Source organism: Caballeronia sp. LjRoot31, assembly GCF_964253885.1.
GTDB lineage: Bacteria > Pseudomonadota > Gammaproteobacteria > Burkholderiales > Burkholderiaceae > Caballeronia.
On the sequence record NZ_CAXURX020000001.1, the window covers coordinates 551,341 to 576,348 of the forward strand.

Annotated in this window: 18 protein-coding genes; 9 read left to right on the forward strand and 9 right to left on the reverse strand. The window is 61.3% G+C overall.

From position 1 onward, the window contains the following. Window positions 1-3: 3 nt before the first annotated feature. The 3 genes from tldD to ACSQ8V_RS02420 form a co-directional block, all read right to left on the reverse strand. A complete protein-coding gene (gene tldD / locus ACSQ8V_RS02410; protein WP_213765880.1) occupies window positions 4-1,470 on the reverse strand; it encodes a metalloprotease TldD in 1,467 nt (488 codons plus the stop codon). A 100-nt stretch (window positions 1,471-1,570) separates the two neighbouring features. After that, a complete protein-coding gene (locus ACSQ8V_RS02415) occupies window positions 1,571-2,404 on the reverse strand; it encodes a carbon-nitrogen hydrolase family protein (RefSeq protein WP_436204782.1) in 834 nt (277 codons plus the stop codon). Window positions 2,405-2,489: 85 nt separating this feature from the next. After that, entirely contained in the window at window positions 2,490-6,689 is a 4,200-nt protein-coding gene (locus ACSQ8V_RS02420; RefSeq protein WP_436204783.1) for a YhdP family phospholipid transporter, read from the reverse strand. A 206-nt stretch (window positions 6,690-6,895) separates the two neighbouring features. On the opposite strand from ACSQ8V_RS02420, the gene glnE reads away from it, so the two are divergent. Beyond that, window positions 6,896-9,691, forward strand: a complete 2,796-nt coding sequence (gene glnE / locus ACSQ8V_RS02425) for a bifunctional [glutamate--ammonia ligase]-adenylyl-L-tyrosine phosphorylase/[glutamate--ammonia-ligase] adenylyltransferase (protein WP_436204784.1) — start codon at window positions 6,896-6,898, stop codon at window positions 9,689-9,691. Window positions 9,692-10,824: 1,133 nt separating this feature from the next. Here the strand turns inward: glnE and recN are convergent. Continuing rightward, window positions 10,825-12,480 carry a DNA repair protein RecN gene (gene recN, locus ACSQ8V_RS02430; protein WP_436180767.1) on the reverse strand — a complete coding sequence of 552 codons (1,656 nt, stop codon included), beginning with the start codon at window positions 12,478-12,480 and terminating at the stop codon, window positions 10,825-10,827. 7 nt (window positions 12,481-12,487) lie between these two features. Beyond that, window positions 12,488-13,390 (reverse strand): NAD kinase, encoded by a 903-nt coding sequence (locus ACSQ8V_RS02435; protein ID WP_213765885.1) that lies wholly within the window; start codon window positions 13,388-13,390, stop codon window positions 12,488-12,490. Window positions 13,391-13,609: 219 nt separating this feature from the next. Here ACSQ8V_RS02435 and hrcA point away from each other — a divergent pair, with 219 nt between their 5' ends. The 3 genes from hrcA to ACSQ8V_RS02450 all read left to right on the forward strand — a co-directional run bounded on the left by hrcA (window position 13,610) and on the right by ACSQ8V_RS02450 (window position 16,332). After that, window positions 13,610-14,629 carry a heat-inducible transcriptional repressor HrcA gene (gene hrcA / locus ACSQ8V_RS02440; protein WP_213765886.1) on the forward strand — a complete coding sequence of 340 codons (1,020 nt, stop codon included), beginning with the start codon at window positions 13,610-13,612 and terminating at the stop codon, window positions 14,627-14,629. 194 nt (window positions 14,630-14,823) lie between these two features. Then, window positions 14,824-15,891, forward strand: coding sequence for a ferrochelatase (gene hemH / locus ACSQ8V_RS02445; protein ID WP_436204785.1), 1,068 nt, complete (start codon window positions 14,824-14,826; stop codon window positions 15,889-15,891). Window positions 15,892-15,924: 33 nt separating this feature from the next. Continuing rightward, complete coding sequence (locus ACSQ8V_RS02450; RefSeq protein ID WP_436180769.1) at window positions 15,925-16,332, forward strand: RNA-binding S4 domain-containing protein; 408 nt, start codon at window positions 15,925-15,927, stop codon at window positions 16,330-16,332. On the opposite strand, the gene ACSQ8V_RS02455 is transcribed toward ACSQ8V_RS02450, so the two are convergent. Together ACSQ8V_RS02455 and ACSQ8V_RS02460 are read right to left on the reverse strand one after the other, a co-directional pair. Further along, a complete protein-coding gene (locus tag ACSQ8V_RS02455; RefSeq protein ID WP_213765889.1) occupies window positions 16,304-16,465 on the reverse strand; it encodes a hypothetical protein in 162 nt (53 codons plus the stop codon). The two genes, ACSQ8V_RS02450 and ACSQ8V_RS02455, sit on opposite strands and share 29 nt — an antisense overlap. Window positions 16,466-16,737: 272 nt before the next feature. After that, window positions 16,738-16,923: a hypothetical protein gene (locus ACSQ8V_RS02460; RefSeq protein WP_436204786.1), complete on the reverse strand. Its 186-nt coding sequence runs from the start codon at window positions 16,921-16,923 to the stop codon at window positions 16,738-16,740. On the opposite strand from ACSQ8V_RS02460, the gene grpE reads away from it, so the two are divergent. The 5 genes from grpE (at window position 16,922) to pabB (ending at window position 23,367) form a co-directional block, all read left to right on the forward strand. Then, window positions 16,922-17,503: a nucleotide exchange factor GrpE gene (gene grpE, locus ACSQ8V_RS02465; RefSeq protein WP_213765891.1), complete on the forward strand. Its 582-nt coding sequence runs from the start codon at window positions 16,922-16,924 to the stop codon at window positions 17,501-17,503. The genes ACSQ8V_RS02460 and grpE overlap by 2 nt on opposite strands. A 26-nt stretch (window positions 17,504-17,529) precedes the next feature. Beyond that, window positions 17,530-17,925, forward strand: coding sequence for a thioredoxin family protein (locus ACSQ8V_RS02470; RefSeq protein WP_436204787.1), 396 nt, complete (start codon window positions 17,530-17,532; stop codon window positions 17,923-17,925). Between the two features lie 198 nt (window positions 17,926-18,123). Next, window positions 18,124-20,079: a molecular chaperone DnaK gene (gene dnaK / locus ACSQ8V_RS02475; protein WP_213765893.1), complete on the forward strand. Its 1,956-nt coding sequence runs from the start codon at window positions 18,124-18,126 to the stop codon at window positions 20,077-20,079. 332 nt (window positions 20,080-20,411) lie between these two features. Next, window positions 20,412-21,554, forward strand: a complete 1,143-nt coding sequence (gene dnaJ / locus ACSQ8V_RS02480) for a molecular chaperone DnaJ (protein WP_213765894.1) — start codon at window positions 20,412-20,414, stop codon at window positions 21,552-21,554. Window positions 21,555-21,573: 19 nt separating this feature from the next. Further along, complete coding sequence (gene pabB, locus ACSQ8V_RS02485; RefSeq protein ID WP_436204788.1) at window positions 21,574-23,367, forward strand: aminodeoxychorismate synthase component I; 1,794 nt, start codon at window positions 21,574-21,576, stop codon at window positions 23,365-23,367. A gap of 56 nt (window positions 23,368-23,423) precedes the next feature. Here the strand turns inward: pabB and panB are convergent, their stop codons facing one another. Both panB and ACSQ8V_RS02495 read right to left on the reverse strand, forming a co-directional pair. Beyond that, window positions 23,424-24,239 carry a 3-methyl-2-oxobutanoate hydroxymethyltransferase gene (gene panB, locus ACSQ8V_RS02490; RefSeq protein ID WP_213765896.1) on the reverse strand — a complete coding sequence of 272 codons (816 nt, stop codon included), beginning with the start codon at window positions 24,237-24,239 and terminating at the stop codon, window positions 23,424-23,426. 58 nt (window positions 24,240-24,297) lie between these two features. Then, entirely contained in the window at window positions 24,298-25,005 is a 708-nt protein-coding gene (locus ACSQ8V_RS02495; RefSeq protein ID WP_436204789.1) for a deoxynucleoside kinase, read from the reverse strand. Window positions 25,006-25,008: the final 3 nt, after the last annotated feature.

Sequence of the window (25,008 nt, forward strand, 5' to 3'; positions counted from 1 at the left end):
CGTTCAAACCGTGCCGCCCACTGTCATCTTTTCAATTCGCAAGGTTGGCTGACCCACGCCCACCGGCACGCTCTGGCCTTCCTTGCCGCACACGCCCACGCCGCCGTCGAGCGCCATGTCGTTGCCGATCATGGTTACGTACTTGAGCGATTCCGGGCCGCTGCCGATCAGCGTTGCACCCTTCACCGGATACGTGATCTTGCCGTTCTCGATCATGTACGCCTCGGACGCGGAGAACACGAACTTGCCGTTGGTGATGTCGACCTGGCCGCCGCCGAAATTCACCGCGTACAAGCCATTTTTCACCGATGCCAGGATTTCAGCCGGATCCTTGTCGCCGTTGAGCATGTACGTGTTGGTCATGCGCGGCATGGGCAGGGCGGCGTAAGACTCGCGCCGGGCGTTGCCCGTCACCGGCATCTTCATCAAACGGGCATTCAGCGAATCCTGGATGTAGCCCTTGAGAATGCCGTCCTCGATCAAGGTCGTGCACTGCGTAGGATTGCCTTCGTCGTCGATATTCAACGAACCGCGCCGGTTCGGCAGCGTGCCGTCGTCGACAACCGTCACGCCCTTCGCCGCCACCCGTTCACCTATACGCCCCGCAAACGCCGACGACCCCTTGCGGTTGAAGTCACCTTCCAGCCCATGGCCGATGGCTTCGTGCAGCAGCACGCCGGGCCAGCCCGGTCCGAGCACGACCGTCATTGCACCGGCAGGCGCAGGGCGCGCGTCGAGATTCACGAGCGCCGCGTGTACGGCCTGATCGACGTAGTGGGACAGGATCTCGTCGGTGAAATAGGCGTAGTCGTAACGTCCGCCACCACCGCCGCTGCCCATTTCGCGACGGCCGTCCTTTTCAGCGATTACCGTCACGGACACGCGCACCAGCGGCCGGATGTCCGCGGCCAGCGCGCCGTCGCTGCGTGCGACCAGCACGACGTCGTATTCACCCGCAAGACCCGCCATGACCTGGACGATGCGCGGATCGCGGCCACGCGCCATCTTCTCCACGCGTTCGAGCAACTTCACCTTCGCGGTGGCGTCGAGCGACGTCAGCGGATCGGACGGGAGATACAGGTCGCGGCCGAACACGCCGGTCAGCGAGCTGGCCGACTTGATCTTGTGCTTGCCGCCGCCGGCCTTCGCAATCGCGCGCGTGGCGACCGCCGCCTGACGAATGGATTCCGCCGACAAGTCGTCCGAATACGCAAACGCCGTCCGGTCACCCGATACGGCGCGCACGCCCACACCTTGATCGATGCTGAAGCTGCCCGATTTGACGATGCCTTCTTCCAGGCTCCACGCTTCGCTGCGTGTGGACTGGAAATAGAGATCCGCGTAGTCCACGCGGTGCGTGAAGATCTCGGCCAGCGTGCGCGTAATAGTGGATTCGTCGAGGCCGTAGGGCGTCAACAGGATCTCTTTCGCGGTGGCAAGATTTCGGATGCCGGGTTCGATGATGTTCATTCGTTGCCTGTGGCGAAGTCTGGGGGGATTAAACGCATTCTAACGTTGGAGTATTTATGCCACACCCTGACCAAATGGAGGGGGGCTCCGAAAAAACAAGCTAGCCCAAAACGCGATGCCGCAGAGCCGGAAGGCTTTGGCGGACGGATGCAATACGCGCGGCATCAATCGCTCCGGCTGCCACGCCCGCACCTTCTTCCACCAAGGCTACGATCTCGCCCCACGGGTCGATCAGCATGCTGTGGCCCCATGTCCGGCGGCCGTTTTCGTGTTTGCCGCCTTGCGCGGCGGCCAGCACGTAGCATTGGTTTTCGATTGCGCGCGCCTTGAGCAGTGTTTCCCAGTGCGCCTCGCCGGTTGTGTACGTGAACGCGGACGGCACGACCATCAACGCGCAGTCGCCCATTTTTCTGTAAAGCTCGGGAAACCGCAGGTCGTAACACACCGACAACCCCACGCGTCCGAACGGGGCTTCAAACGTACGCACTTCGGTTCCCGGACAGATCGTGCGGGCTTCATCGAAGGATTCCGTGCCTTTCTCGAAGTTGAAGAGATGAATCTTGTCGTAGCGGGCAACCTGCTTGCCGGACGGATCGAAGACCAGAGTGGTATTGAGCACGCGCGCCGCTTCAGGCGATTCCAGCGGCAAGGTCCCGCCGATCACCCACACGCGATGTTCGCGCGCCGCGTCCGACAGAAACTGCTGGATCAGACCGTGCCCGGGCGTTTCGCGGATCGCGAGCTTGTCCGTGTCCTTGAAACCCATGTAGCAGAAATATTCCGGCAGCAGCACAAGCTGCGCGCCGTCCCGCGCGGCTTCGGCAATCAGCCTTCCCGCTTCCGCAATATTGCGCTCACGATCCGGCGCGCTCACCATTTGCAGCGCGGCTACGCGGAATGCCCCGGGGGTGCCTTCGCTTGATTTTTCGCTCATGTCAGCCTGCTAAAAGGGGCGCGATGGTAACCGAAATCGCTTGCTGCCAGCCTGTGTGATCTTCACTGAAACGCTATTAAAAAGATCAGTTGGGCACGGTGGCAGCGGGAATTTCGATCTTACCCTGATCGCCTTTCACCCGCTGAATGACGGGTTTCGACCACGAGCCGGTAATGGAATAGTCAATCGTGAACGCTTTTCCAATCGACTTCGAGAGCAGCAGGTCGGCCACCAGCGTGCCGATCCCGAGCAAAGGATTGATCACGGCGGCGCCCAGCGCCACGGCGCCCGCGCTGATGGTTGGGATGACCTTGGCGTGCAGGTCCTGGGTTTCCTTCGGCAGATCGACCAGCCCCTTCAGCTCGACGCGTGCCGGCGCCGTGATCATCGTGAAATCATTGGTGCGGCCGATGCCATCCTGAACCGTGCCTGAACCGGTGATTTTTTCGAACGGCAGCCCTTTGCCGACCACGTCCTGGAAATTCAGCGTGAGGAAGTGCGCGAGGCTTTGCAGGCTGAGCACGCCGAGCAGCTTGGCCGCGCCGGGGTTGACCTTGAGAATCTGGCCATGATGCAAGTCGACGTCCAGCTTACCGTTGAGCGTGGGCAGGTCGACTGCAGCCGGACTACCGTCCCAGCCAAGCTGGCCCGTGACCGTGCCTTTGCCGTTCTTCACCGTCCGCGGCAAGCCCAGCCGTTCGACCAGCGCACCGGCATCGGTGATGTCCAGCTTGAAATCCACCGCGGTGCGGCGGGGGGCGTTGTCGTCGGCGTCGGCTGGAAAACCGACGGGACCGCTGATCGTGCGCCAGTTGGCCGTGGCCGACAGTGTCGCGTCCGGGTTGCTCAAGTCCAGCTTATCCAGATGCCAGACCGGCACGTTGTCTTCCACGTCGTTGCGCGCGTCCACCTCAAGGCGTCCGAGCGTGCGCCCGCGCACCACGAGTTCGTTCACGATCAAATCGATGGACGGCATGTTGGCCGGCGGCTTGCGGATCATCTGCGTGACCAGGTCGGTTTCCTCCTTCCCCGGGATCACGACCTTCGTGAACCGCGCCTGCAACGCGCCCGGACTGCCCTTCGTCGCGCCCGGCATCCATTGCGCATTGCCCGTAACCTGATCCGACGCAATGTTCGCCTGCCACTTGCGGTCATCGCCGAGATTTGCGCCTATTGCCACATCTTCCCAGCGCCGGTTGAGCAGCTTGATCGTGGCGAAATGCAGCGCGAAGCGCTTGGGGAGGAATTGCTTCATCGCCTGCGATTGCGATTGAGTCTGCGGGTCCGGTTGTGGCATCGGTCCCAATTCGGCGATCAGCTTGCGCCACGCATCGGCATCGAGTTCGTCGATATCCACCGCAGCCGTCACACCCTGTTCCGGCAGATCGGCCGGTTTGTTTACGCCGATAGCACCCCGTTCCACGATCGGCGCTTCCTTGCCGGTCTGCTTGAGCAAGTAATGCGCATTCACCGGCCCGAGCGTGAGTTTCGCGTCGTGCTCCTGGGGCGATCCGGCCATTGCCGTGAACGTGAACGAGACGGGCATGGGCGTGCCCTCGCTCTTGTTGAAGGGCGCCGGAAAGTCTAGGCCGAGGCCGGTCAGGTCGGAGTTGGCCTCAACTTGCGGCAACGCGTTTTTCACGCCGCGCACGCGCAGGTCGTACGGTGCGGTGCCGCTGATGTGCTTGAGAATCTGCGCCGCTTGTGCCTGATCGTGCGCGTTCAGGCTCTGAGCCGCGTCGCCACCTATGCGGCCGCTTACATCGAAGGCATAACTGCCGTCGGGTTTCACGCCGCCGGTGCCACGCACGTCGCCGCCGAGGAATTTCGCCGTGAGGCCATCGAGCGACGCGGTCTTTTCGCCGAACCGCGCCCGCCCTTTGAGATTCGACAGCGGCGGCAACGCAGCGTATGCAAGCTCGTTGCCGTTGAACGTGAGCGCGCCTTTGTAACCCACGTGCGGCCGTACGCCGGGCGGCGGCGCGACCCGTGGAATTTCCAGTTGCAACGCGAGCGCGGCGTTGCCGGTGGCGCGAATCTTCGTCGACTCGTGGTGTGAGAGCGCGCCGAGCGAGCTGTCTTCCACATAACGAAGCATGTCGGTGATCGGGCCATGCGCGTCGGCGTCGATCAGCAGCTTCGATTCGCGATTGCCCAGGTCTTCAATCCGTCCTGTCGTCTTGACGACGCTCACGCCGAGATAATGGCCGCGCGAAATATCGAAGCCCAGCTTGTTTTCGGCGAGATGAAACGTCCCGTCAATACCATCGAACGCCGGCCACACATTCGGGGTGCCGTTGGCCATGGTCTTGGGCGGATAGGGCGTGGGCTCGAACTTGCCGCCCGAGAAGGGCGCGACGATGCGGAACTGGCCGGCATCGGGGAACTTTGCGTAAGGGAATTTCGTCAGGTCGCCGTGAATCTCGATGGTGGCGTTGCGCGAAATGCCGGCTTGCAACGCGTGGCCCAGATACACGCGTAGTTTTTCGCTGATGCTCGTCGGCAGATAGTGCACGAGGCTCGTCACATTCAGGCGCGCGGCCTTTGCCTTGAGATCGAGCGCACCCCGGCCTTCGCCTTCGTTGCGATAGTCGGCCGTCGCACTCGCTTCGGCGTCCGCATTCTTCACGTGCAGCGTCTCCACGTGGGCGGTGATCGCCTTGTGCGGCTTGCCGGGCGCGTCGGTGAGGGTCCAGGTCACGCGGCCGTCGATCTGATCGAGCACGAGACGCGGGTTATCGAAGACGCCGGGGATGGTGATCGCGGTATTTTTCGTATCGATAACCGCGCTGCCGTGATCCTGATCCGCGTCAATACTGCCCCACAGGTTTTCCACGCCCGGAATCCCGGCCCGTGGATGGTTGTTGATCGTCAGTCCCGGCGGCGGTTCCTGGGCCTGCACGCTGACGCCGCGCAAGTCGCCCTTGACCGTGTAGCGTATCGGCGGCTCGGCGCCCGTCTGCCGCTGAGCCAGCATTTGAGCGTGGGTCGCCGGTCTGGGCCGCTCGGTTTGCAGCGTGTAGTTGGCAATCTGGCCACGCGGGTTGAATCGGATCAGATCGTTTTGCGCCTTCGATGGCAACGGCAGCGTGCGCAAGAATTCACCGAGGATGCCGAGATCGACGACATCGCCCGATACCCCGAACATCTGCCCGCGCTGCAAGGTCGCTGCGCGGTAATGGCCGGTTAGCGTATGCAAGGCCAGCAGGCGAGACACTGGCGTGCCGTCGGCGAGCGGCGGCTGGCCGAGTTCTGCGTGCAGGTTTGCCAGGTGCAGCGTGTATTCGTCGTCCTGTTGCGCAAGATCCCAGTGGAAGTCCGCGATCGGCACGTCGAGACGCGGCTGCGTTGGACGCACGCGCAACGCGATGTCGGAGCCGGTCAGGTCGCCGCCCGCTGATTGCAGCTTGCCGCTCGCGAAGTCGAGCCAGATGCGGTTGTCGAAACGTCCGCCGCAGGTCGCGAATGGCATCGTCGCGTACTGCGAGAGCTTGGGCAGATCGACAGGACCGGTCGACAGATACGCCTGGCCCGTCCAGTTCGCCGGCCGGCCGGGCACGCTGAAGCGGGGCGTGGTGAAGTCCGCGCGGAAGTCGAGCGGCCCGTGCAGCAGGTCGCCGTCGGGAGACGCCTGCAACGCCAGCCGATGATGCGGGCCGTCGTTGAGAATAGCGAGCTTGATATGCTTGAGCGCGAGTTCCGGCGCGTCGCGCTCGCCGTCGTGCCAGCGCAGCGTGCCGTCGCGCAGCACGATGGCTTGCTGCCTTAGCAGCCAGGTCATGAACGCGTCGTTGCCCGTGTGTTTCGCCTGGATCGGCACGCCGGCTACGCTGAAGGTTCCGTCGGCGGCGCGCGAGATGACGACGTCGGGGCCATCGACGGTGAGATTCGAGAGCAGCGGAATGGGACCCAGCAGCGAGCGCCACGCGACCGTCGCGCTGGCGTGCGGCACGGCGAGACCCGGCGTGCCGTCGGCGGCGTCGATCCGGAGATTGTCGATATCGAATGAAGGCTCGAAGCCGGACCACTTCGCCGTGATACGTCCGATGCGCAACTGCGCATGGATCTTCGACGAGACCATTTGCTCGATGCGCGGCTTGAACACATCAATCTGGGGAAGCACGGCGTAACGGAGCGCGAGGTAGATCCCGGCGACCGCGAAATAGACCACGGCAACCAGCACCAGAAGGACTTTGAGCACCCGCGACAACGCGAGCTCGGCGCGACCACCTAGCTTCACGGGCACAGCTTCAGGTGGGTCGGCGAATTCCTTTCGGTCGGACATGCTGCGGCGGGTCGGCGATATGGTAGGTTTTCGAGATTTGACGTTGAAATGTAACACAGCGCGCAGCGCAAAAAACTGCGGGAACACGCTACCATGCGGCCGCTAAGCCGCGCCGGACGGCGTTCTGCACACCTCGCGCCAATGTGCGCAAAAGCCCCGGCGCACTGCCGGACTTGTTTGTGAGCAATGACTGAGCCCGACTTTTCATGACCGACGCCGTTTTGCTGAGTGCCAGCGCTTCCCACTATGCCGCGCGCGTGTATGCCGCGCGTCCCGAATTGCCGGCCCAAGTGGCCGAATGGTCACAGGCGCCGATTCGCCGCGCGTGGATAGAGGCGCGGCTGAACGCCCTCTGCGACGCGTGTTCGGCGCGTTCGGCCAGCGGCCGGCTTGATGAAGCCGCGCTCAAGACCGCGCTGCGGCGGTTGCGCATCGAGGTCTTCTGCACGGTGATGGAACGCGATCTCGCGGGCCTCGCGCCGGTTGCCGAAGTCACGGGCGCCATGACCGATCTTGCCGAGCTGACTATCCAGCGCGCGCTCGCGGTGCTGTCGGCGGATCTGGAGGTCACGTTCGGCGAGCCACGCGGGCCTGACGGACAGCGCTTGACGCTGGGTGTAGTGGGAATGGGGAAGCTCGGTGGACGTGAGTTGAATGTGTCGTCGGATATTGATCTGATTTTCGTCTATGAAGAAGACGGTGAGACGGCAGGCGGCGAACGCGCGGCGTTGTCGACCCAGGAATATTTTACGCGGCTCGGCCGCAAGCTCATAGGCGCATTGGCCGAGGTGACAGAAGACGGTTATGTCTTTAGAGTCGATATGCGGTTGCGGCCAAACGGCGATGCCGGCCCGCTCGCTTGCGGGCTCGGCATGCTCGAGGAATATTTCTATGTGCAGGGCCGCGAGTGGGAGCGGTACGCGTGGATCAAGGGGCGGCTGGTCTCCGAGGGTGAAAGCGAAGCGGCGCAACGGCTTGCGAAGCAGCTCGACGCGCTCGCTACGCCGTTTATCTACCGGCGGTATCTCGACTACGGCGTGATCAGCGCGATTCGTGCGCTGCATGTGCAGATCAGGCAGGAAGCGCAGCGGCGCGCGTCGATGCGGCCGGACAAAGCCGACGACATCAAGCTCGGTCGTGGCGGCATTCGGGAGATCGAGTTCAGTGCGCAGGTGTTTCAACTGATCCGTGGCGGCCAGATTGCCGATCTGCGGATTCGTCCGACCTTGTCCGTGCTGAATCGCGCGGCGGCGCACGGGTTGATATCGGCGAATGTGTGTAGCGAACTTACCGAGGCGTACTTGTTCCTGCGCAAGCTGGAGCACCGCTTGCAGTATCGAAACGATGCGCAGACGCACGCCATGCCGGTCGCGCCGGACGACCGCGCAGTGCTTGCCGATGCAATGGGCTTCGCCGATTACCCGGCGTTGACCGATGCGCTGGAGGCGCATCGGACGCGCGTTGAGTATCAGTTCGACCAGACTTTCGCCGATAAGGTGAAGGGCGACGGCGGTTGCGCGGTCGCGGAAGATTCGGCGGCGTCGTGGGTCTGGAGCAGCGCGCTTGCCGACGACAGCGCCGAAGAACAGTTGGTCGAGCGCATGACCGAACTGGGTTTCACCGATGCCACCGCGGTGCTCACGCGCCTGCGCAACGTGTGGAAGTCCACGCGATACGAAGGTTTGCCCGAGCGCAGCCGGGAGCGGTTCGATATTGTCGCGCAACGTGCGCTCGAAGCCGCGAAGGCCGTCGAGCCGCCCGAGCGGCGCGGCGACACCATTGCCCGGCTGTTCGACCTGCTCGAAGCGGTCAGCCGCCGTGGCGCTTATCTCGCGTTGCTCACCGAATATCCGGCGGCGCTCGAGCGGGTGTTGTCGGTGCTGGGCGCGTCGCGTTGGGCGGCGGGATATCTGATCCGCCATCCGCAGCTTCTTGATGAATTGCTCGACGATGAAGTGATCGCGAGCCCCTTCGACTGGGCGCAATTTCGCGAATCCTTGCGCGCGCAGATTGCCGCCGCCGATGGCGCCGAGCAGCAGATGAACTTGTTGCGGCACGCACATCAGGCAGAGGTGTTCCGCATTCTGCTGATCGACCTGAGCGGCAAGCTGACCGTTGAACATGTGAGCGACCTGTTGTCGGCGCTGGCTGATGCCGTGCTCGATGTCACTATCGAAACGGTGTGGTCGCAGTTTCCCAAGCGTCACCGTGAGGTACCGCGCTTTTCTGTGATCGCTTACGGGAAGCTGGGTGGGAAGGAGCTGGGTTACGCGTCGGACCTGGACCTGATTTTCCTGCACGACGACCCCGACGAAGCCGCCGCCGATATTTACGCGATGTTCGCGCGCCGGCTGGTCACGTGGCTCACGACGGCAACGGGCGCGGGCACGTTATTCGATGTCGATTTGCGGCTGCGTCCGAATGGTGAATCGGGTTTGCTGGTGACGAGCCTGGAATCGTTCCGGCGGTATCAGATTCGTGAGGGCGATGCCGCGAATACGGCGTGGGTCTGGGAACATCAGGCGCTGTCGCGGGCGCGTTATTGCGCTGGCGATGCCGAGATTGGCGAGCGCTTCGAGGAAATTCGCGCCCAGGTTCTCACGATGCCGCGAGACGCCGCTGCGTTGGCGCAGGAGATTGTTGCGATGCGTGAGCGCGTGGATGCCGGGCATCCGAACCGGAGCAAGTTATTTGACCTGAAGCACGACCGCGGCGGGATGGTGGATATTGAGTTCATCGTGCAGTATTGCGTGTTGCTGCACGCGCGCGAAGACGCTGAATTTATTCGGAATATGGGCAATATTTCGCTGTTGCGACTGGCCGCGGGGTTCGGGCTGATGAGTGCCGAGGAGGCGGAAACGGTGGCGGCGGCGTATCGGCGGTATAGGAAGTTGCAGCACACGCTGAGACTCGACGGGATGGAGAAGGCGCGGGTTGAACCGGATGTTGTGGTGGCGGAGAGGGAAGCGGTAACGGGGCTTTGGAAGCGGGTATTTGGGTAGGTTTTCGTTCGCACTCGGGGTTCTGTTTGGGTTGGGCGGCGGTAGTGGTCGCGGGTCAATGCCGGGGTCGGGGTTTCGGTGTTAGTGGTCGGGGTTGATGCCGGGTTGGTGCTTTCAGTGTTAGCGGTCTGCGAGAGTCGGATTTTCTCTTTGTCACTATTAGCCACTGTGCGTGGCGGCACGTCATTTCTTTGTCCAAAGCGACAAAGAAACGAAGCAAAGAAAGCGCTTTTAAAACCCGCTACCCTAAGTGTCCACAGCGTGCAGTTTTCATTCATGGGTGCCCCAAAAGCACGGTGCTCGCCAGAGCGAAGGATGTTTGAACCCCTCCTTCTCGCGAATCCTGACACGAACACGCTTCGCCCCGTACGCTCTCGGGCAAGCACCATTGCTAAGGAACCCGCACGGCCCCACCCGCATTTAAGGCTTCGTTTCTTGGTAGGTTCGGTGAGTGGCTTGCGTTGGAGGGCCCCCGTGGCCAGCTTCGCCAATCACAGCCTGATGTGTATTTTCGCCACCAGTGATTGAACCTGCCCAAGGTTCACCCCGCGCTATCCGCGGACAACCTCCCACCAAATCAGTACGCGCCTCCAACCACGCCGCCAACCCGTCAAGAAACGAGGCTGCGAAGATATCCTGGGCTGTAGCCCACGAAAATAAGCGCGCCGACCGAGCAGCTAACCCACAAAGAAGAACCGCAGAAGCAAATACGCGTTAGGCCGTGCTGGTTCGTGGGCGCCTCGTGCTTGCCCGAGAGCGTACGGGGCGAAGCGTGTTCGTGTCAGGATTCGCGAGAAGGAGGGGTTCAAACATCCTTCGCTCTGGCGAGCACCGTGCTTTTGGGGCACCTATGAATAGAAACTGCACGCTGTGGACACTTAGGGTAGCGTGGTTGAAAGCGTTTTCTTTGCTTCGTTTCTTTGTCGCTTTGGACAAAGAAATGACGTGCCGCCACGCACAGTGGCTAATAGTGATAAAGAGAAAATCCGACTCTCGCAGACCGCTAACACTGAAAGCAGCAACCCGGCATCAACCCCGACCGCTAACGCCGAAACCCCGACCCCGGCATTGACCCGCGACCACTACCGCAGCCCCACCCAAACAGAACCCCGAGTGCGAACGAAAATCCCTTCTTACGCGGCCAACATTTCCTTCGCATGCTTACGCGTGGTGGCCGTAATCTCAAGCCCCCCGAGCATCCGCGCAACTTCTTCCACCCGTTTCGATTTATCCAGCGGCGTAACGGTGCTAACCGTTCCCCCCGCAGAATCACCGGCTTTAGCCACCTGGAAATGATGATCGCCGCGCGCCGCGACCTGCGGCAAATGCGTCACGCACAACACCTGCCGGTCGCGGCCCAGTTGATGCAGCAAACGCCCGACCACTTCCGCCACGCCGCCGCCAATCCCCGTATCCACTTCATCGAAAATCAATGTGGGAGTCGGACTCGCCGTGCTCGCAATTACCGCCAACGCGAGGCTGATCCGCGCGAGTTCGCCGCCAGACGCGACCTTCGCCAATGGCCTCAACGTCACGCCCGCATGCCCAGCCACCCGGAATTCGATCTGCTCAAGCCCGTTCGCACCGCCCTCTGCAAGCGGCACGAGCGCGACTTCAAAGCTGCCGCCGACCATCGATAATTCCTGCATGCCCTTGGTGACCGCCTTGCCAAGCGACTTCGCGGCTTTCCCGCGCGCCTTCGACAACACCGTCGCTTCCGCCAGATAAACCTCTTTCGCCTTGGCAACCGCCGCGCGCAGTGCATCGAGATCAGCGGCGGCATCGAGCGCCGCTAGCTGTCTGCGCCGCTCGGCATGCTCCTCGGGCAATGCTTCGGGCTGCATGCGGAACTTGCGCGCGGCCGAATGCAGTTGTTCCATCCGATGCTCGACCTGCGCCAGCCGGTTCGGGTCAAGCTCAAGCCGCTGAGCGTAGTGCGAGAGCGAATATGAGGCTTCCTGCAATTGAATCTCGGCGGGTTCGAGCGAAGCCAGCACGTCGGCGAGCGCAGGGTCGATATCGACAAGACCGCGCAGCTTCGACACGATCGCGGAGAGCTGCGTGATCATGGCTTCGTCCGACTCGGACAGCGCGTTCAGCGCGCCCTGCACACCGTCGATCAAACTCGCCGAATGCGACAGCCGATGATGCTCTGCGCTGACCTCTTCCCACTCACCCGGCTGCGGCGCAAGTTTGTCGAGTTCACTCAGTTGCCATGCAAGACGCTCGCGTTCCAGTTGCAACTCGCGATCGCGGTTTTGCGCGAGTTCCACCGCATGCGTTGCGTCGCGCCAGACCCGATGCGCCCGCGCTACTTTCTGTGCCGAGTCGAGAAGGCCCGCATGGGTATCGAAGAGTTCGCGCTGGGCGTCCGGGCGCATCAGCAATTGGTGCGCGTGCTGGCCGTGGATGTCGACGAGCATTTCGCTCAGTTCACGCAATTGCACGAGCGTCGCCGGCGTACCGTTGATAAACGCCCGCGAACGTCCACTTGAATCGACGACGCGCCGCAGCATGACCGTGTCGGCGTCGCCGGCAGCCAGCGCGTGCTCGTCCAGCCAGCGCGAGACTTGTGCGTGAGTAGAAAACTCGGCGGTGATGTCCGCGCGCGCTCCTCCGGTCCGCACGATGCTGGCGTCGGCACGCGCGCCGAGCGTGAGCGCGAGGGCATCGATAAGAATCGACTTGCCGGCGCCGGTTTCGCCTGAAAAGACGGTGAAGCCGCGCTCGAACTCGAGGTCTAGCGCGGCGACAATGACGAAGTCGCGAATCGAGAGATGACGGAGCATGGGCGTCTTAGAGTTTCGTGGCGTCTTCGTGCGAGGGATATTCGTTCCAGTGCAGCTTCTTGCGCAGCGTGGCGTAATGGCTATAGCCGACCGGATGCAACACCGGCACGGTATGACGCGAACGCCGCACTTCAATGGTGTCGTTCAATTCGACCGCGGTAAACGACTGCATGTCGAAATTCACGTTCACGTCGCGGCCGCCAATAATCTGGATATCCACTTGCGAGTCGTCGGGCAGAACAATGGGACGATTCGACAGCGAATGCGGCGCGATGGGTACGAGTACAAAACCCTGCAATTGCGGATGCAGGATCGGTCCGGAGGAGGAGAGCGCGTATGCGGTCGAACCCGTGGGCGTGGCGACAATCAGGCCGTCCGAGCGCTGGTTGTACATGAAACGCCCGTCCACCGACACACGCAGCTCCGCCATGCCCGAAAAGCCGCTGCGATTCACCACGACGTCATTGAACGCCAGCGCGTGATAGATCGGCCGGCCGTCACGGACAATGCGCGCTTCGAGCAAGGTCCGCTCTTCGCGCTCGAAACTGCCGGCGAGCATTTGAGGCACCAGCTCCTGCATTTCGGCCAGCGTAATGTCCGTGATGAACCCGAGCCGCCCGTGGTTCACGCCAATCAGCGGCGTGCGATACGGCGCGAGCTGCCGGCCAATGCCAAGCATGGTGCCGTCGCCGCCGAGCACGACCGCGACGTCCGCGCGCGCGCCAATTTCCGGCGCGGTCAATGCGGGGTAGTCAGTCACGCCGACGTCATGCGCCGTTTCCGCTTCGAACACGACGTCGAAGCCGCGTTTCACAATGCACGCGGCGAGCGCCGTCAGCGGCTCCCTGATGCCGGGCGTGTTGTTGCGCCCCACGAGCGCGACGGTCTTGAATTGGGTGCCAATTTCCATGCCGGCATTACACCATAGGTGAGTGTCGAAAAGAACCGCGCGCCACGTCCGCGGTGCCTACGGCTTGTCTGTATACGTTAAGCCCGGCGTGGCGGGGAATTGTCGTTAGAATGGTGCGGATCATGAATTGATGACGGGTGAATGACAAAAATACGTCAATCGTCGTCGCACTATTTGCTGCGCTCGCTGTTTCCTTACACGTTGAGCTAAACTTTCCCCATGCTAGACCCACGTGCCCAGACCCTCCTCAAGACGCTGATCGAGCGCTATATCGCCGAAGGTCAGCCGGTCGGTTCCCGCACGCTGTCCCGTTATTCCGGACTCGAGCTCAGCCCGGCCACCATCCGCAACGTCATGTCGGACCTGGAAGACCTCGGGCTGGTGGTGAGCCCGCATACGTCGGCGGGCCGGATTCCCACGCCACGTGGCTACCGGCTCTTCGTGGACACCATGCTCACCGTCGAAACTACCGACGACGAAGCCATGACCTCCGCCGTCAAGATCAAGCTGCAGGGCGGCGAGCCGGCGAAGATCGTGGCCGCCGCGGCCAGCGTGCTGTCGAACCTGTCGCAGTTCGCGGGCGTCATTCTCACGCCGCGCCGCAGCCACATGTTCAAGCAGATCGAGTTCATGCGCCTGTCTGATAAACGCATCCTGCTGATCATAGTGACGCCGGAAGGCGACGTGCAGAACCGCATCATGGCGACCCAGCGCGACTATTCGCCGTCGCAGCTCACCGAGGCGTCGAACTATATCAATGCGAATTTCGCCGGGCTGTCCTTCAACGAAGTACGCCGCCGACTGCGCGAGGAAATCGACGCGCTGCGCGGCGACATGACCTCGCTGATGCAGGCAGCGGTGGCCGCGAGCGTCGACGAAACGGATCAAGGCGACACCCTGCTGATTTCCGGCGAGCGCAACCTGCTGGAAGTGGCGGATCTTTCCTCCGACATGGCGCGGCTGCGCAAGCTCTTCGACGTGTTCGACCAAAAGACGAGTCTCCTTCAATTACTCGATGTCTCGAGCCACGCGCAAGGCGTGCAGATATTTATAGGCGGCGAGTCGAATCTCGTGCCGATCGAGGAAATGAGCGTGGTGACCGCGCCCTATGAAGTGAACGGGAAGATCGTGGGCACGCTGGGCGTGATCGGACCTACGCGGATGGCCTACAACCGCGTGATTCCCATTGTTGATATCACCGCGCGCCTGCTCTCCCTCTCGCTCAGTAGCCAGCAATAGTGCAATAAGCGTGCAATACGCCGTCTGCCGGTCCGGCCCGCAAAATGCTGCGAATCCCCCGGCAGACAACCCATCTTGCCTTGCCCCAGTCCCGTTCACCACTCGGCCGTTCGGCCGATGTTGCGTTCCGAAACGCGCCGCTATAATGGGTTTCACTTACTTGACTGACACGGGCTTCACAGCCTCTCCCCTTTATGCGCTACGACCTCGAGTTGCCTTCGCAGCCTTCCGCTTCGCATCGCGTTGCGGTGCTGCTGATCAACCTCGGCACGCCGGACGCGCCCACGCCCAAGGCCGTGCGCAAGTACCTCGCGCAGTTCTTGTCGGATCCGCGCGTGGTGGAAATTCCTGCGCTCGCGTGGCAAGTCATCCTGCGGCTGGCAATCCTGCCGTTTCGCGGCCGTGCGTCAGCAAAGAAATATGCCCAGGTATGGCTGCCCGAAGGCTCGCCGCTGCGGGTCTATACGGAAAGGCAGGTGGAGGGGTTGCGGCGCTTGTTCATGGTGAACGACTATCACGTGATCGTTGACTACGCCATGCGCTACGGCACGCCCGGGATTCCGGCCATGATGAATCAACTCAAGCTGGAAGGCGCCGAGCGCGTGCTGCTCGTACCCATGTATCCGCAGTATTCGTCGTCGACCACGGCTACGGCGTTCGATGACGCGTTCAACGCCTTGCGCCGCGTGCGCAATCAGCCGGAATTGCGCACCATCCGCCAATATGCAGACCATCCGGCCTATATTGGCGCGCTGGCCGAGCAGGTGCGGGACTATTGGCGGCATCACGGCCAGCCGGACTTCGCAGCGGGTGACCGGCTGGTGCTGAGTTTCCACGGCGTGCCCAAGCGCACCATGGATCTTGGCGACCCGTATCATGATCAGTGTCAACAGACCGGTTCGTTGCTCATGGCTGCGCTCGGGTTGTCGCCGGTCGAATGCCGCGTGACATTCCAGTCGCGTTTTGGCCGGGCAGAATGGTTGCAACCTTATACCGCGCCTTCGCTCGCGGAACTTGGCGCGGCGGGTGTGAAGCGGGTGGACATGTTCTGCCCGGGTTTTACGTCGGATTGCCTGGAAACCATCGAGGAAATCGGCATTGAAGTGCGTGATGAATTCCTGCACGCTGGCGGCAAGGAATTTCACCGGATTCCATGTTTGAACGCATCGCCGGCCTGGATCAAGGCGCTGGGCGAAATTGTCGCGCAGCACCTGCAGGGCTGGCCGGTGCAGGCGCCGCAAACGCTGAGCGCAGCCGCATAGACCACCGCATTGACCAGTTACCATTGACCACTCGTGAACTACCAGATCTCAACTGACTCCAGCGCGCGCCTTCGTATCGATAAATGGCTCTGGGCGGCGCGTTTTTTCAAAACGCGCTCGCTGGCAAGCGACGCCGTCGAGAAGGGTCGCGTGCGTATTGGCGGCGCGAATGTGAAGCCGTCCAAGGATGTGCGTGTTGGCGATCTCGTGGAGATCGAGATTGAACACGTGCTTTGGCAAGTGAACGTGCTGGGAATTTGTGAAGTGCGCGGTCCGGCGCCCATTGCGCAGACGCTTTACGCTGAAACGGACGCTGGACGGGAAAAACGCGTGGCGGAGAATGAGCGAAGGAAGACGTATCGTGAGCCGGCAGCCGCATTGCAGGGCCGCCCGACCAAGCGCGACCGCCGCATTATCGACAAACTTTCAGGCTCGGACTGAAAAACTGTTCCATGGTGGCCGAGACGCCGCCGTACTCCGTAGTGTGGTCGTTGACCGCGCCGGACATGCAAATAGTCGTGGTGCCGCCAACGAGTACCAATGCGACGATCGCAATAGCAAAGGTCAGTTTCATGGGCACCCCCTGTAACAACGCAACAGCTCTGAAAAGCGGACGCTAGAGCTGACTTGAAGCAAGCTTTAGCGATTAAAAGACTTGGATTCGGGCATTCGTAAGATTAGGGTTAACTAGCGCTTCCGAAGACATGTTCGAAGTGTAGGTGAGCAACTCAACCGGCTCAATCTGAATCTGATGACAGGCCGAAAATGGTTGTAACCGGTCATTTCTGCAGGCTAGAAACAGCCCCGGAAAGCACGTGCAACCCCTTGAAAACGCTCATCTGAGCCTCAGATGGGTTTCTTAGGACGAACAAGGATGTCCCTCGCTTTACTCGCACTGCCCGCTGTTCGGGTCCGTTGCGTTTTTGCAACGTTGAGTTGGCGGTTATCATCGGCAGCTTTTTGATGGGCCGAAACCGCAACGTTGCGTTCGATTTCATCCGTTTTCACCCATAGCAAAATCTCAAGCGACATGGAAAACACGCAAGACAATTCCGCGAGCCAGAACCCCTCGCCCGCCGACAATACCGCGGCGGCTCAAACTATCCAGCAACCCGGCGTGCCGGACGGGAATTCCGCACCGGAAACCGTCGACGCAAACGAAACCGAGGCATTGCTCGCTGAAGCGCAAGCGAAGGCAGCATCGTTGCAAGAAGAGTTCTTGCGTGCGAAGGCCGAGACCGAGAACGTGCGGCGCCGGGCGCAGGAAGATGTGCAGAAGGCGCATAAATTCGCGATCGAAAACTTCGCGGAAAACCTGCTTCCGGTGCTCGACAGCCTGGAAGCCGCGCTGACGCATTCGTCCACCGACCTGGCAAAAGTCCGCGAAGGCGTCGAGTTGACGCTGCGCCAACTGACCGCTGCCCTCGAAAAGGGCCGTGTGGTCGAGGTAAATCCGGTTGGCGAGAAGTTCGATCCGCACCGCCACCAGGCTATTTCGATGGTGCCGGCCGAGCAGGACGCGAACACGGTGGTCTCGGTGCTGCAAAAGGGCTATGTGATTGCGGACCGCGTTCTGCGCCCGGCGCTCGTCACGGTCGCCGCGCCGAAATAAGCATTTCAGCCGGAGATGCTGCTGTCATGGCCAATATTCCTGTCGATGTCACCGCGTTTGCCGCTTTCGACATGCAGGAATTGAGCGCCGAGACGTTCGACGCCGGCCTCGAGTCGGCGGCGGACGAACTGGCCGTTGTGTATTTCTGGGGTTTCGAGTGTTTCAACTGCGAAATCGCGAAGAAGGCGATGCTCGCAAAACCGGATGAAATCCGGGCGCTCGAGCTGAAATGGTTTCACAGCAACATCTACGAGCATCGCGATCTCGGCCGCCGTTTCATGTTGCATGGCGTGCCAACGTGGTTCTTCTTCTACCGGGGCAAGCGCCTCGGACGAGCAACCGGCTGGCATGGGCTTGGCCAGTTCGAAGCCGCTGTCGCCGCCGCTCGCGAGAAAATTCGGGCGCTCGAAGCGAAGGGTTGAGCCGGTTGGCCAGAAAAAGTTTCAGAATGGCTGAAAAAAAGCGGGAAAGCGTCAGTTTCTGGTCTTGAAAACGATGCGAACGCTCTTATTTGGCGTACAGGGTTAAATTTTGGGCATCCGGCTAGCGGATTCGACCGTCAACCACGTCGAAAGCGCGAAAACGGACCTGCTGCAATCAAAGTCAGGAGAGTGATAAAAATGGGCAGAATCATTGGTATCGATCTGGGCACGACGAACTCGTGCGTCGCGATCATGGAAGGCAACACGGTCAAGGTGATTGAGAACGCGGAAGGCACGCGCACCACGCCGTCGATCATTGCTTATGTGGACGACAACGAAATTCTGGTCGGCGCGCCGGCGAAGCGTCAGTCGGTCACGAACCCGAAGAACACGCTGTACGCAGTCAAACGGCTGATCGGCCGCCGTTTCGACGAAAAAGAAGTGCAAAAGGACATCGCCCTGATGCCTTACAAGATCGTGCGCGCCGATAACGGCGACGCCTGGGTCGAAGCCCGCGATCAAAAACTGGCACCGCCGCAAATCTCGGCCGAAGTGCTGCGCAAGATGAAGAAGACCGCTGAAGACTATCTCGGCGAAGAAGTGACGGAAGCCGTCATTACGGTTCCGGCGTACTTCAACGACAGCCAGCGTCAAGCGACGAAAGACGCGGGCCGTATCGCCGGTCTGGACGTGAAGCGCATCATCAACGAACCGACCGCAGCCGCGCTCGCGTTTGGCCTGGACAAGAATGAAAAGGGCGACCGCAAGATTGCCGTGTATGACTTGGGCGGCGGCACGTTCGACGTGTCGATCATCGAGATCGCGGACGTTGACGGCGAGAAGCAGTTCGAAGTGCTCTCCACGAACGGCGACACGTTCCTCGGCGGTGAAGATTTTGACCAGCGCATCATTGAATACATCATCGGCGAGTTCAAGAAGGATCAGGGCGTCGATCTGAGCCGCGACGTGCTCGCGCTGCAACGCCTGAAAGAAGCTGCTGAAAAGGCGAAGATCGAGTTGTCGTCGGCCGCTCAGACCGAAATCAACCTGCCGTACATCACGGCGGACGCGTCGGGTCCGAAGCACTTGAACCTGAAAATTACGCGTGCGAAGCTGGAGTCGCTGGTCGAGGACCTGATCGAGCGCACCATGGAACCGTGCCGTATCGCGATTAAAGATGCAGGCGTGAAGGTCGGCGAAATCGACGACATCATCCTGGTCGGCGGTATGACGCGTATGCCGAAGGTGCAGGAAAAGGTGAAGGAATTCTTCGGCAAGGACCCGCGTCGTGACGTGAATCCGGACGAAGCCGTGGCGGTTGGCGCTGCGATTCAAGGCCAGGTGTTGTCGGGTGATCGGAAAGACGTGTTGTTGCTGGACGTGACGCCGTTGTCGCTGGGTATTGAAACCCTCGGCGGCGTGATGACGAAGATGATCAACAAGAACACGACCATCCCGACCAAGCACGCACAGGTCTATTCGACAGCTGATGACAACCAGAGCGCCGTGACGATCAAGGTGTTCCAAGGCGAGCGCGAGATGGCAGCAGGCAACAAGCTGCTGGGCGAGTTCAACCTTGAAGGCATCCCGCCGGCATCGCGCGGCACGCCGCAGATCGAAGTGAGCTTTGACATCGACGCGAACGGGATTTTGCACGTCGGCGCGAAGGACAAGGCAACGGGCAAGGAAAACCGCATCGTCATCAAGGCGAACTCGGGCCTGTCGGACGCCGAGATCGACAAGATGGTGAAGGACGCCGAAGCGAACGCGGAAGAAGATCACCGTCTGCGTGAACTGGCCGACTCGCGCAATCAGGGCGACGCGCTGGTGCACAGCACGAAGAAGGCCGTGGCTGAATACGGCGACAAGATCGAAGCGGCTGAAAAAGAGCAGATCGAAGCGGCGTTGAAGGATCTTGAAGAAGCGCTGAAGGGCAGCACGGCTGACAAGGCTGCGATTGACGCGAAGATCGAAACGCTGGCAACGGCGTCGCAGAAACTCGGCGAAAAGATGTACGCCGACATGGCTGCAGCGCAAGGTGCGGCGGGAGCAGCTGGGGCAGCGGGCGCAGCAGGCGGCCCCGGTGCGCAGGCGGCGCCGGAGCAGCACGACGATGTTGTCGATGCCGACTTCAAGGAAGTGAAGAAGGACTGAGTCGATTGAACCGCATCAGCAGTTCGTCGATGAAGGAACCGGTCCCGTGCAGCTTTGATTTTGCACGGGACCGCGACGAAAAATGTCTTGCGCCCAGTTGAGCGTACGGACGAAGAACGCGCCTGGCGAGCCGAATGGCTTTCCGGGCACGTTGTTTTTTTAGAGGGCGCTGCGCTTCGTGCGGCTTGATTTGCGTGCTGGTCACTTATTGATCGCGCGAATCACGCATGGTGGGCACGCGTCGACGAACCACATGAGTCGCGAGACTCCAGGCATCCAAGAGGGAGCTGCCGGACCTGATCTCTGATCAGGCGCGGTGGCGCTGAACCGATATGGCGAAACGGGATTACTACGAGGTTATGGGCGTCGCGAAGAATGCGAGCGACGACGAAATCAAGAAGGCTTATCGCAAGCTTGCGATGAAGCATCACCCCGACCGCAATCCGGATAACAAGGATTCGGAAGCGCATTTCAAGGAGGTCAAAGAGGCCTACGAAATGCTCTCGGATCCGCAAAAGCGCGCGGCCTACGATCAATACGGGCATGCCGGCGTCGATCCGAACATGGCCGGTCCGGGTCAGCAGGGTTTTGGCGGATTCGCCGATGCCTTCGGCGATATTTTCGGCGACATCTTCGGCCAGGCGGCCGGCGGCGCAGCGGGAGCCAGTCGTGGGCGCGCGGGTCCGCAGGTTTATCGCGGCGCGGATTTGCGCTACAGCATGGAAATCTCGCTGGAGCAGGCAGCACATGGCTACGACACGCAAATTCGCGTGCCGAGTTGGGTGAATTGCGAGATTTGCAAGGGCTCGGGTGCGAAGCCCGGCACCAAGCCGGAAACCTGTCCGACGTGTCAGGGACAAGGCACCGTGCGCATGTCGCAGGGCTTTTTCAGCATCCAGCAGACTTGCCCGAAGTGTCATGGCACCGGCACCCACATTCCTGAGCCGTGCGGTCATTGCCACGGCGCGGGCAAGGTGAAGGAAACGAAGACGCTGGAGGTGAAGATCCCGGCGGGTATTGACGACGGCATGCGGATTCGCTCGTCGGGTAACGGCGAGCCCGGCATCAACGGCGGTCCGAGCGGTGACTTGTACGTCGAGATTCACATCAAGCAGCATTCGGTGTTCGAACGCGACGGCGACGACCTGCATTGCCAGATGCCGATTCCCTTCTCCACGGCGGCGCTTGGCGGCGAGATTGAAGTGCCCACGCTGGCTGGCCGCGCGAGTTTCACCGTGCCGGAAGGCACGCAGTCGGGCAAGACGTTCCGGCTGCGTAGTAAGGGTATCAAGGGATTGCGCTCGAGCATTGCCGGGGACCTATATGTGCATGTGCAGGTCGAAACGCCGGTCAAGCTCACCGACCAGCAACGTGATCTGCTCAAGCAGTTCGAGCGTTCACTGACGGAAGGCGGCGCGCGTCATAGCCCGCAAAGCAAGAGTTGGTTCGATCGGGTGAAGAGTTTCTTCGATTGAGGTTCTCTCGACCAAGGCGATGATCATGCAGCAACGCCGCGAGGTTTTCGCGCTGCTCGACGATTGCGACTCGACCGCCGAAAGGCGGTCGAGTCGCCTGTACGCCAGCTTCTTGCATGAACGGTCGTGCCATGATCCCGCCCAACTCGACGCAGTATGTGCGAGTGTTGAAGCAGACCTGCGCGACGGATTGCACGCCGTCATGCTCGCGGATTATGAATTTGGCCGCAATCTTCAGTTAGCGCAGCCCGGCGATGCCGCGCTGCGCTTTTTGTTGTTCCGCGAGTGCACGTTGTTATCGTGTGAAGAGGCGAATCAATGGCTCGTCGCGCGTGATAACGGCCTGGCCGGCCAGCCATCGGTGGCGGGTGTCGCGAACGTTGAAGCGAGCGTGACGCCCGACGCGTTCGAGCAGGCCATCGCGGCCGTTCAGGAAGCGTTGCAGGCCGGCGATTCCTATCAGATCAACTACACCTTCCGTCTCGCCTTCGATGTCTTTGGCTCGGCAGTTGGGTTGTATCGACGGCTGCGGGAGCGGCAGCCTGTGCAATACGGCGCGCTGATTGCGCTGCCCGATGGGCGCGATGTGCTCTCGTGCTCGCCCGAGTTGTTCATCCAGCGCGAGGGCGACGTGCTGCAGGCGCGGCCGATGAAGGGCACGGCGCCCCGCAGTGCGGACCCGGAATGGCTGAGGCTCGACCCGAAGAATCGCGCCGAAAACGTGATGATCGTGGACTTGCTGCGCAACGACATGTCGCGTGTCGCGGTTACGGGAAGCGTGCACGTGCCGCGCTTGTTTTCGGTTGAACCGTACACGTCGGTTTGGCAGATGACATCGACGGTGGAAGCACGGTTGCTTCCCGGCACCACCTTCGCACATATCCTTCGGGCGCTTATGCCGTGCGGGTCGATCACGGGCGCGCCCAAGCACAAGACGATGCAACTGATCGATGCGCTGGAAAGCACGCCGCGCGGCATTTATACGGGCGCGATCGGCTGGCTGGACAAGCGCCGGGACTTCTGTTTGTCGGTGCCGATCCGGACGCTGGAAATACGGCACGGCAGAGGCAGGATGGGCGTGGGCGCGGGCATTGTGCTGGACAGCGTCGCCGCCGATGAATTCGAGGAGTGCGAATTGAAGGCTCAATTCCTGATTGGCTCCGATCCGGGTTTCCAGCTCTTCGAGACCACGTTCGCGACTAAGGAAGAAGGGATTCGCCATTGGGATCGCCATCTTTCGCGGCTTGAGGCCAGTGCGCAATGGTGTGGCTTTCCGCTTGATCGGGCGAAGCTGCAGGAATGTATCGATGAAGCATGCGCGAGCTTCGAAGCGCAGGCGGGTTATCGGTTGCGGATTGCGTTGAGCAAAAGCGGCGAGATTACCGTGACGAGTGCGCCGCTCGTGCCGTTGGCGGCGTCGACGGCCGACGTTTTGCTGGCATCGGAATATGGCTTCGCAGCGCGATCGGCGGACGATCCGTTGCTCAGGCACAAGACAACGTCGCGTGAAGACTATGACCGTGCGTGGCGCGAGGCCGAAGCGCTAGGCGCGTTCGACATGCTGTTTTTCAACGAGCGCGCAGAGCTGACGGAAGGCGGGCGATCGAACGTGTTCGTGAGACTCAATGGCCGCTGGAGCACGCCGCCGCTCGACGCAGGATTGTTGCCGGGCGTGATGCGTGGTGTATTGATCGAAGAGCTGGATGCTGAGGAACGCACGCTGACGCGTGAGGACCTTGACCGTGCAGAATCGTTGATGATCTGCAACGCGCTGCGCGGCGCGATGCCGGCGCGGTTGAAGCGGTTGAGCTAAGCAGAGGCGAACAAGAACGCCGCCTCTGACAGAACAACAAACGAACAACAACCCCCTTAAAACGTATGCTCCGGCCCCGGAAATGTCTTCTCCCTGACAGCGCGAACATACGCTTCGACGGCTGCAAGAATACTCGGCTGCCCTTGCATGAAGTCTTTAACAAACCGCGGCCGTTTGCCAGGAAAAATCCCGAGCATGTCGTGCAGCACGAGCACTTGGCCCGAACAATCGAGCCCCGCGCCAATGCCAATAGTCGGGATGACCAACTGCTGCGTCACCTCGCTAGCCACCAGCGTAGGCACCGCTTCGATCACCAGCAACTGCGCGCCGGCATTCTGAAACGCGAGGGCATCGCGGCGCATTTGCTCGGCGCCGGCGTCGGTTTTCCCTTGCACCTTGAACCCGCCAAACGCGTGCACCGATTGCGGCGTCAACCCGACATGCCCGCAAACGGGAATTGACCGGTCGACGAGAAACCTGACCGTATCGGCGACCCATTCACCGCCTTCGATCTTCACCATCTGCGCACCCGCGCGCATCAATTGCACGGCGTTTGCATAGGTTTCCTCGCGCGAGCCGACTGTGCCAAACGGCATATCGGCGACGACCAGCGCGTTCTTGTTGCCGCGTGCGACCGCGGCGGTGTGATACGCAATATCGGCCAGCGTCACGGGCAGCGTCGTGCCATGCCCTTGCAACACATTTCCAAGCGAATCGCCGATCAGCAATACATCGACGCCCGCACGATCCAGCAACGCGGAAAAACTCGCGTCGTAGCACGTCAGCATCGTGATTTTTTCGCCGGCTTCACGCATGGTCCGAAGCTTCGGGACGGTGATCGCGGTGCGGCTGGTTTCCTGCAAATACGCCATGAGAATTTCCACATCGACTAGATAAGAGACGGCACGCCTGCGCGCAAGCCGGACGGACTTAAAGTGACGTGCCCTTGACAAAGAATTCCTTGCGCCCACGCATGGTTTCAATTCGATCAACCAGCAGCGCCAGATCGGCGTCCGATTCCAGCGGATTCAGATGCTCGGCGTTCACCGTCAACAGCGGCGTGGCGTCGTAGTGATAGAAGAAGTCATTGTAGGCGTCGCAGAGGGCGCGCAGGTACGCGTCCGGGATTTGCAGTTCCATCGGTACTGCGCGCTTTTGAATGCGCGCGAACAATACCTCGGGACTCGCCTGCAGATACACGACCAGATCCGGCGCGGGCGCTGACGTATCAATACGCTTGGCGATCTCCCGGAACAGCTCGAATTCGTCGTCGGGGAGCGTGAGACGCGCGAACAACGCGGTTTTATCGGTGAGGAAGTCGGTGATGAGCGGCGCGCTGGCGTGTTGCCCGAGATGCCCGGGTGCGCCCAGCAGCGCCGCTGCGATCTCCTGCGTTTGCTGCGCGCGCTGCAACGTGAATTGCAATTGCGTAGGCAGCGCGTAACGCGTGTTGTCGCGATAAAACCGCTCTAGAAACACGTTCTCCTGCGGGCGCTCGAACAGCGTGCGCATTGACCAGCGTTCGGCGAGCAAGCGCGCCAGCGTGGTCTTGCCGACGCCAATAGGCCCTTCAATCGCAATATACCGATGCGGCGGGCGCAACTGCGGCGCGGTGACGGTAAGGGGCGACATGCTCATGGA

Coding starts and splice junctions, on each gene's coding strand:
- tldD (WP_213765880.1), bottom strand. CDS start 1,470: ATGAACATCATCGAACCCGGCATCCGAAATCTTGCCACCGCGAAAGAG.
- ACSQ8V_RS02415 (WP_436204782.1), bottom strand. CDS start 2,404: ATGAGCGAAAAATCAAGCGAAGGCACCCCCGGGGCATTCCGCGTAGCC.
- ACSQ8V_RS02420 (WP_436204783.1), bottom strand. CDS start 6,689: ATGTCCGACCGAAAGGAATTCGCCGACCCACCTGAAGCTGTGCCCGTG.
- glnE (WP_436204784.1), top strand. CDS start 6,896: ATGACCGACGCCGTTTTGCTGAGTGCCAGCGCTTCCCACTATGCCGCG.
- recN (WP_436180767.1), bottom strand. CDS start 12,480: ATGCTCCGTCATCTCTCGATTCGCGACTTCGTCATTGTCGCCGCGCTA.
- ACSQ8V_RS02435 (WP_213765885.1), bottom strand. CDS start 13,390: ATGGAAATTGGCACCCAATTCAAGACCGTCGCGCTCGTGGGGCGCAAC.
- hrcA (WP_213765886.1), top strand. CDS start 13,610: ATGCTAGACCCACGTGCCCAGACCCTCCTCAAGACGCTGATCGAGCGC.
- hemH (WP_436204785.1), top strand. CDS start 14,824: ATGCGCTACGACCTCGAGTTGCCTTCGCAGCCTTCCGCTTCGCATCGC.
- ACSQ8V_RS02455 (WP_213765889.1), bottom strand. CDS start 16,465: ATGAAACTGACCTTTGCTATTGCGATCGTCGCATTGGTACTCGTTGGC.
- grpE (WP_213765891.1), top strand. CDS start 16,922: ATGGAAAACACGCAAGACAATTCCGCGAGCCAGAACCCCTCGCCCGCC.
- ACSQ8V_RS02460 (WP_436204786.1), bottom strand. CDS start 16,923: ATGTCGCTTGAGATTTTGCTATGGGTGAAAACGGATGAAATCGAACGC.
- ACSQ8V_RS02470 (WP_436204787.1), top strand. CDS start 17,530: ATGGCCAATATTCCTGTCGATGTCACCGCGTTTGCCGCTTTCGACATG.
- dnaK (WP_213765893.1), top strand. CDS start 18,124: ATGGGCAGAATCATTGGTATCGATCTGGGCACGACGAACTCGTGCGTC.
- dnaJ (WP_213765894.1), top strand. CDS start 20,412: ATGGCGAAACGGGATTACTACGAGGTTATGGGCGTCGCGAAGAATGCG.
- pabB (WP_436204788.1), top strand. CDS start 21,574: ATGATCATGCAGCAACGCCGCGAGGTTTTCGCGCTGCTCGACGATTGC.
- panB (WP_213765896.1), bottom strand. CDS start 24,239: ATGGCGTATTTGCAGGAAACCAGCCGCACCGCGATCACCGTCCCGAAG.
- ACSQ8V_RS02495 (WP_436204789.1), bottom strand. CDS start 25,005: ATGAGCATGTCGCCCCTTACCGTCACCGCGCCGCAGTTGCGCCCGCCG.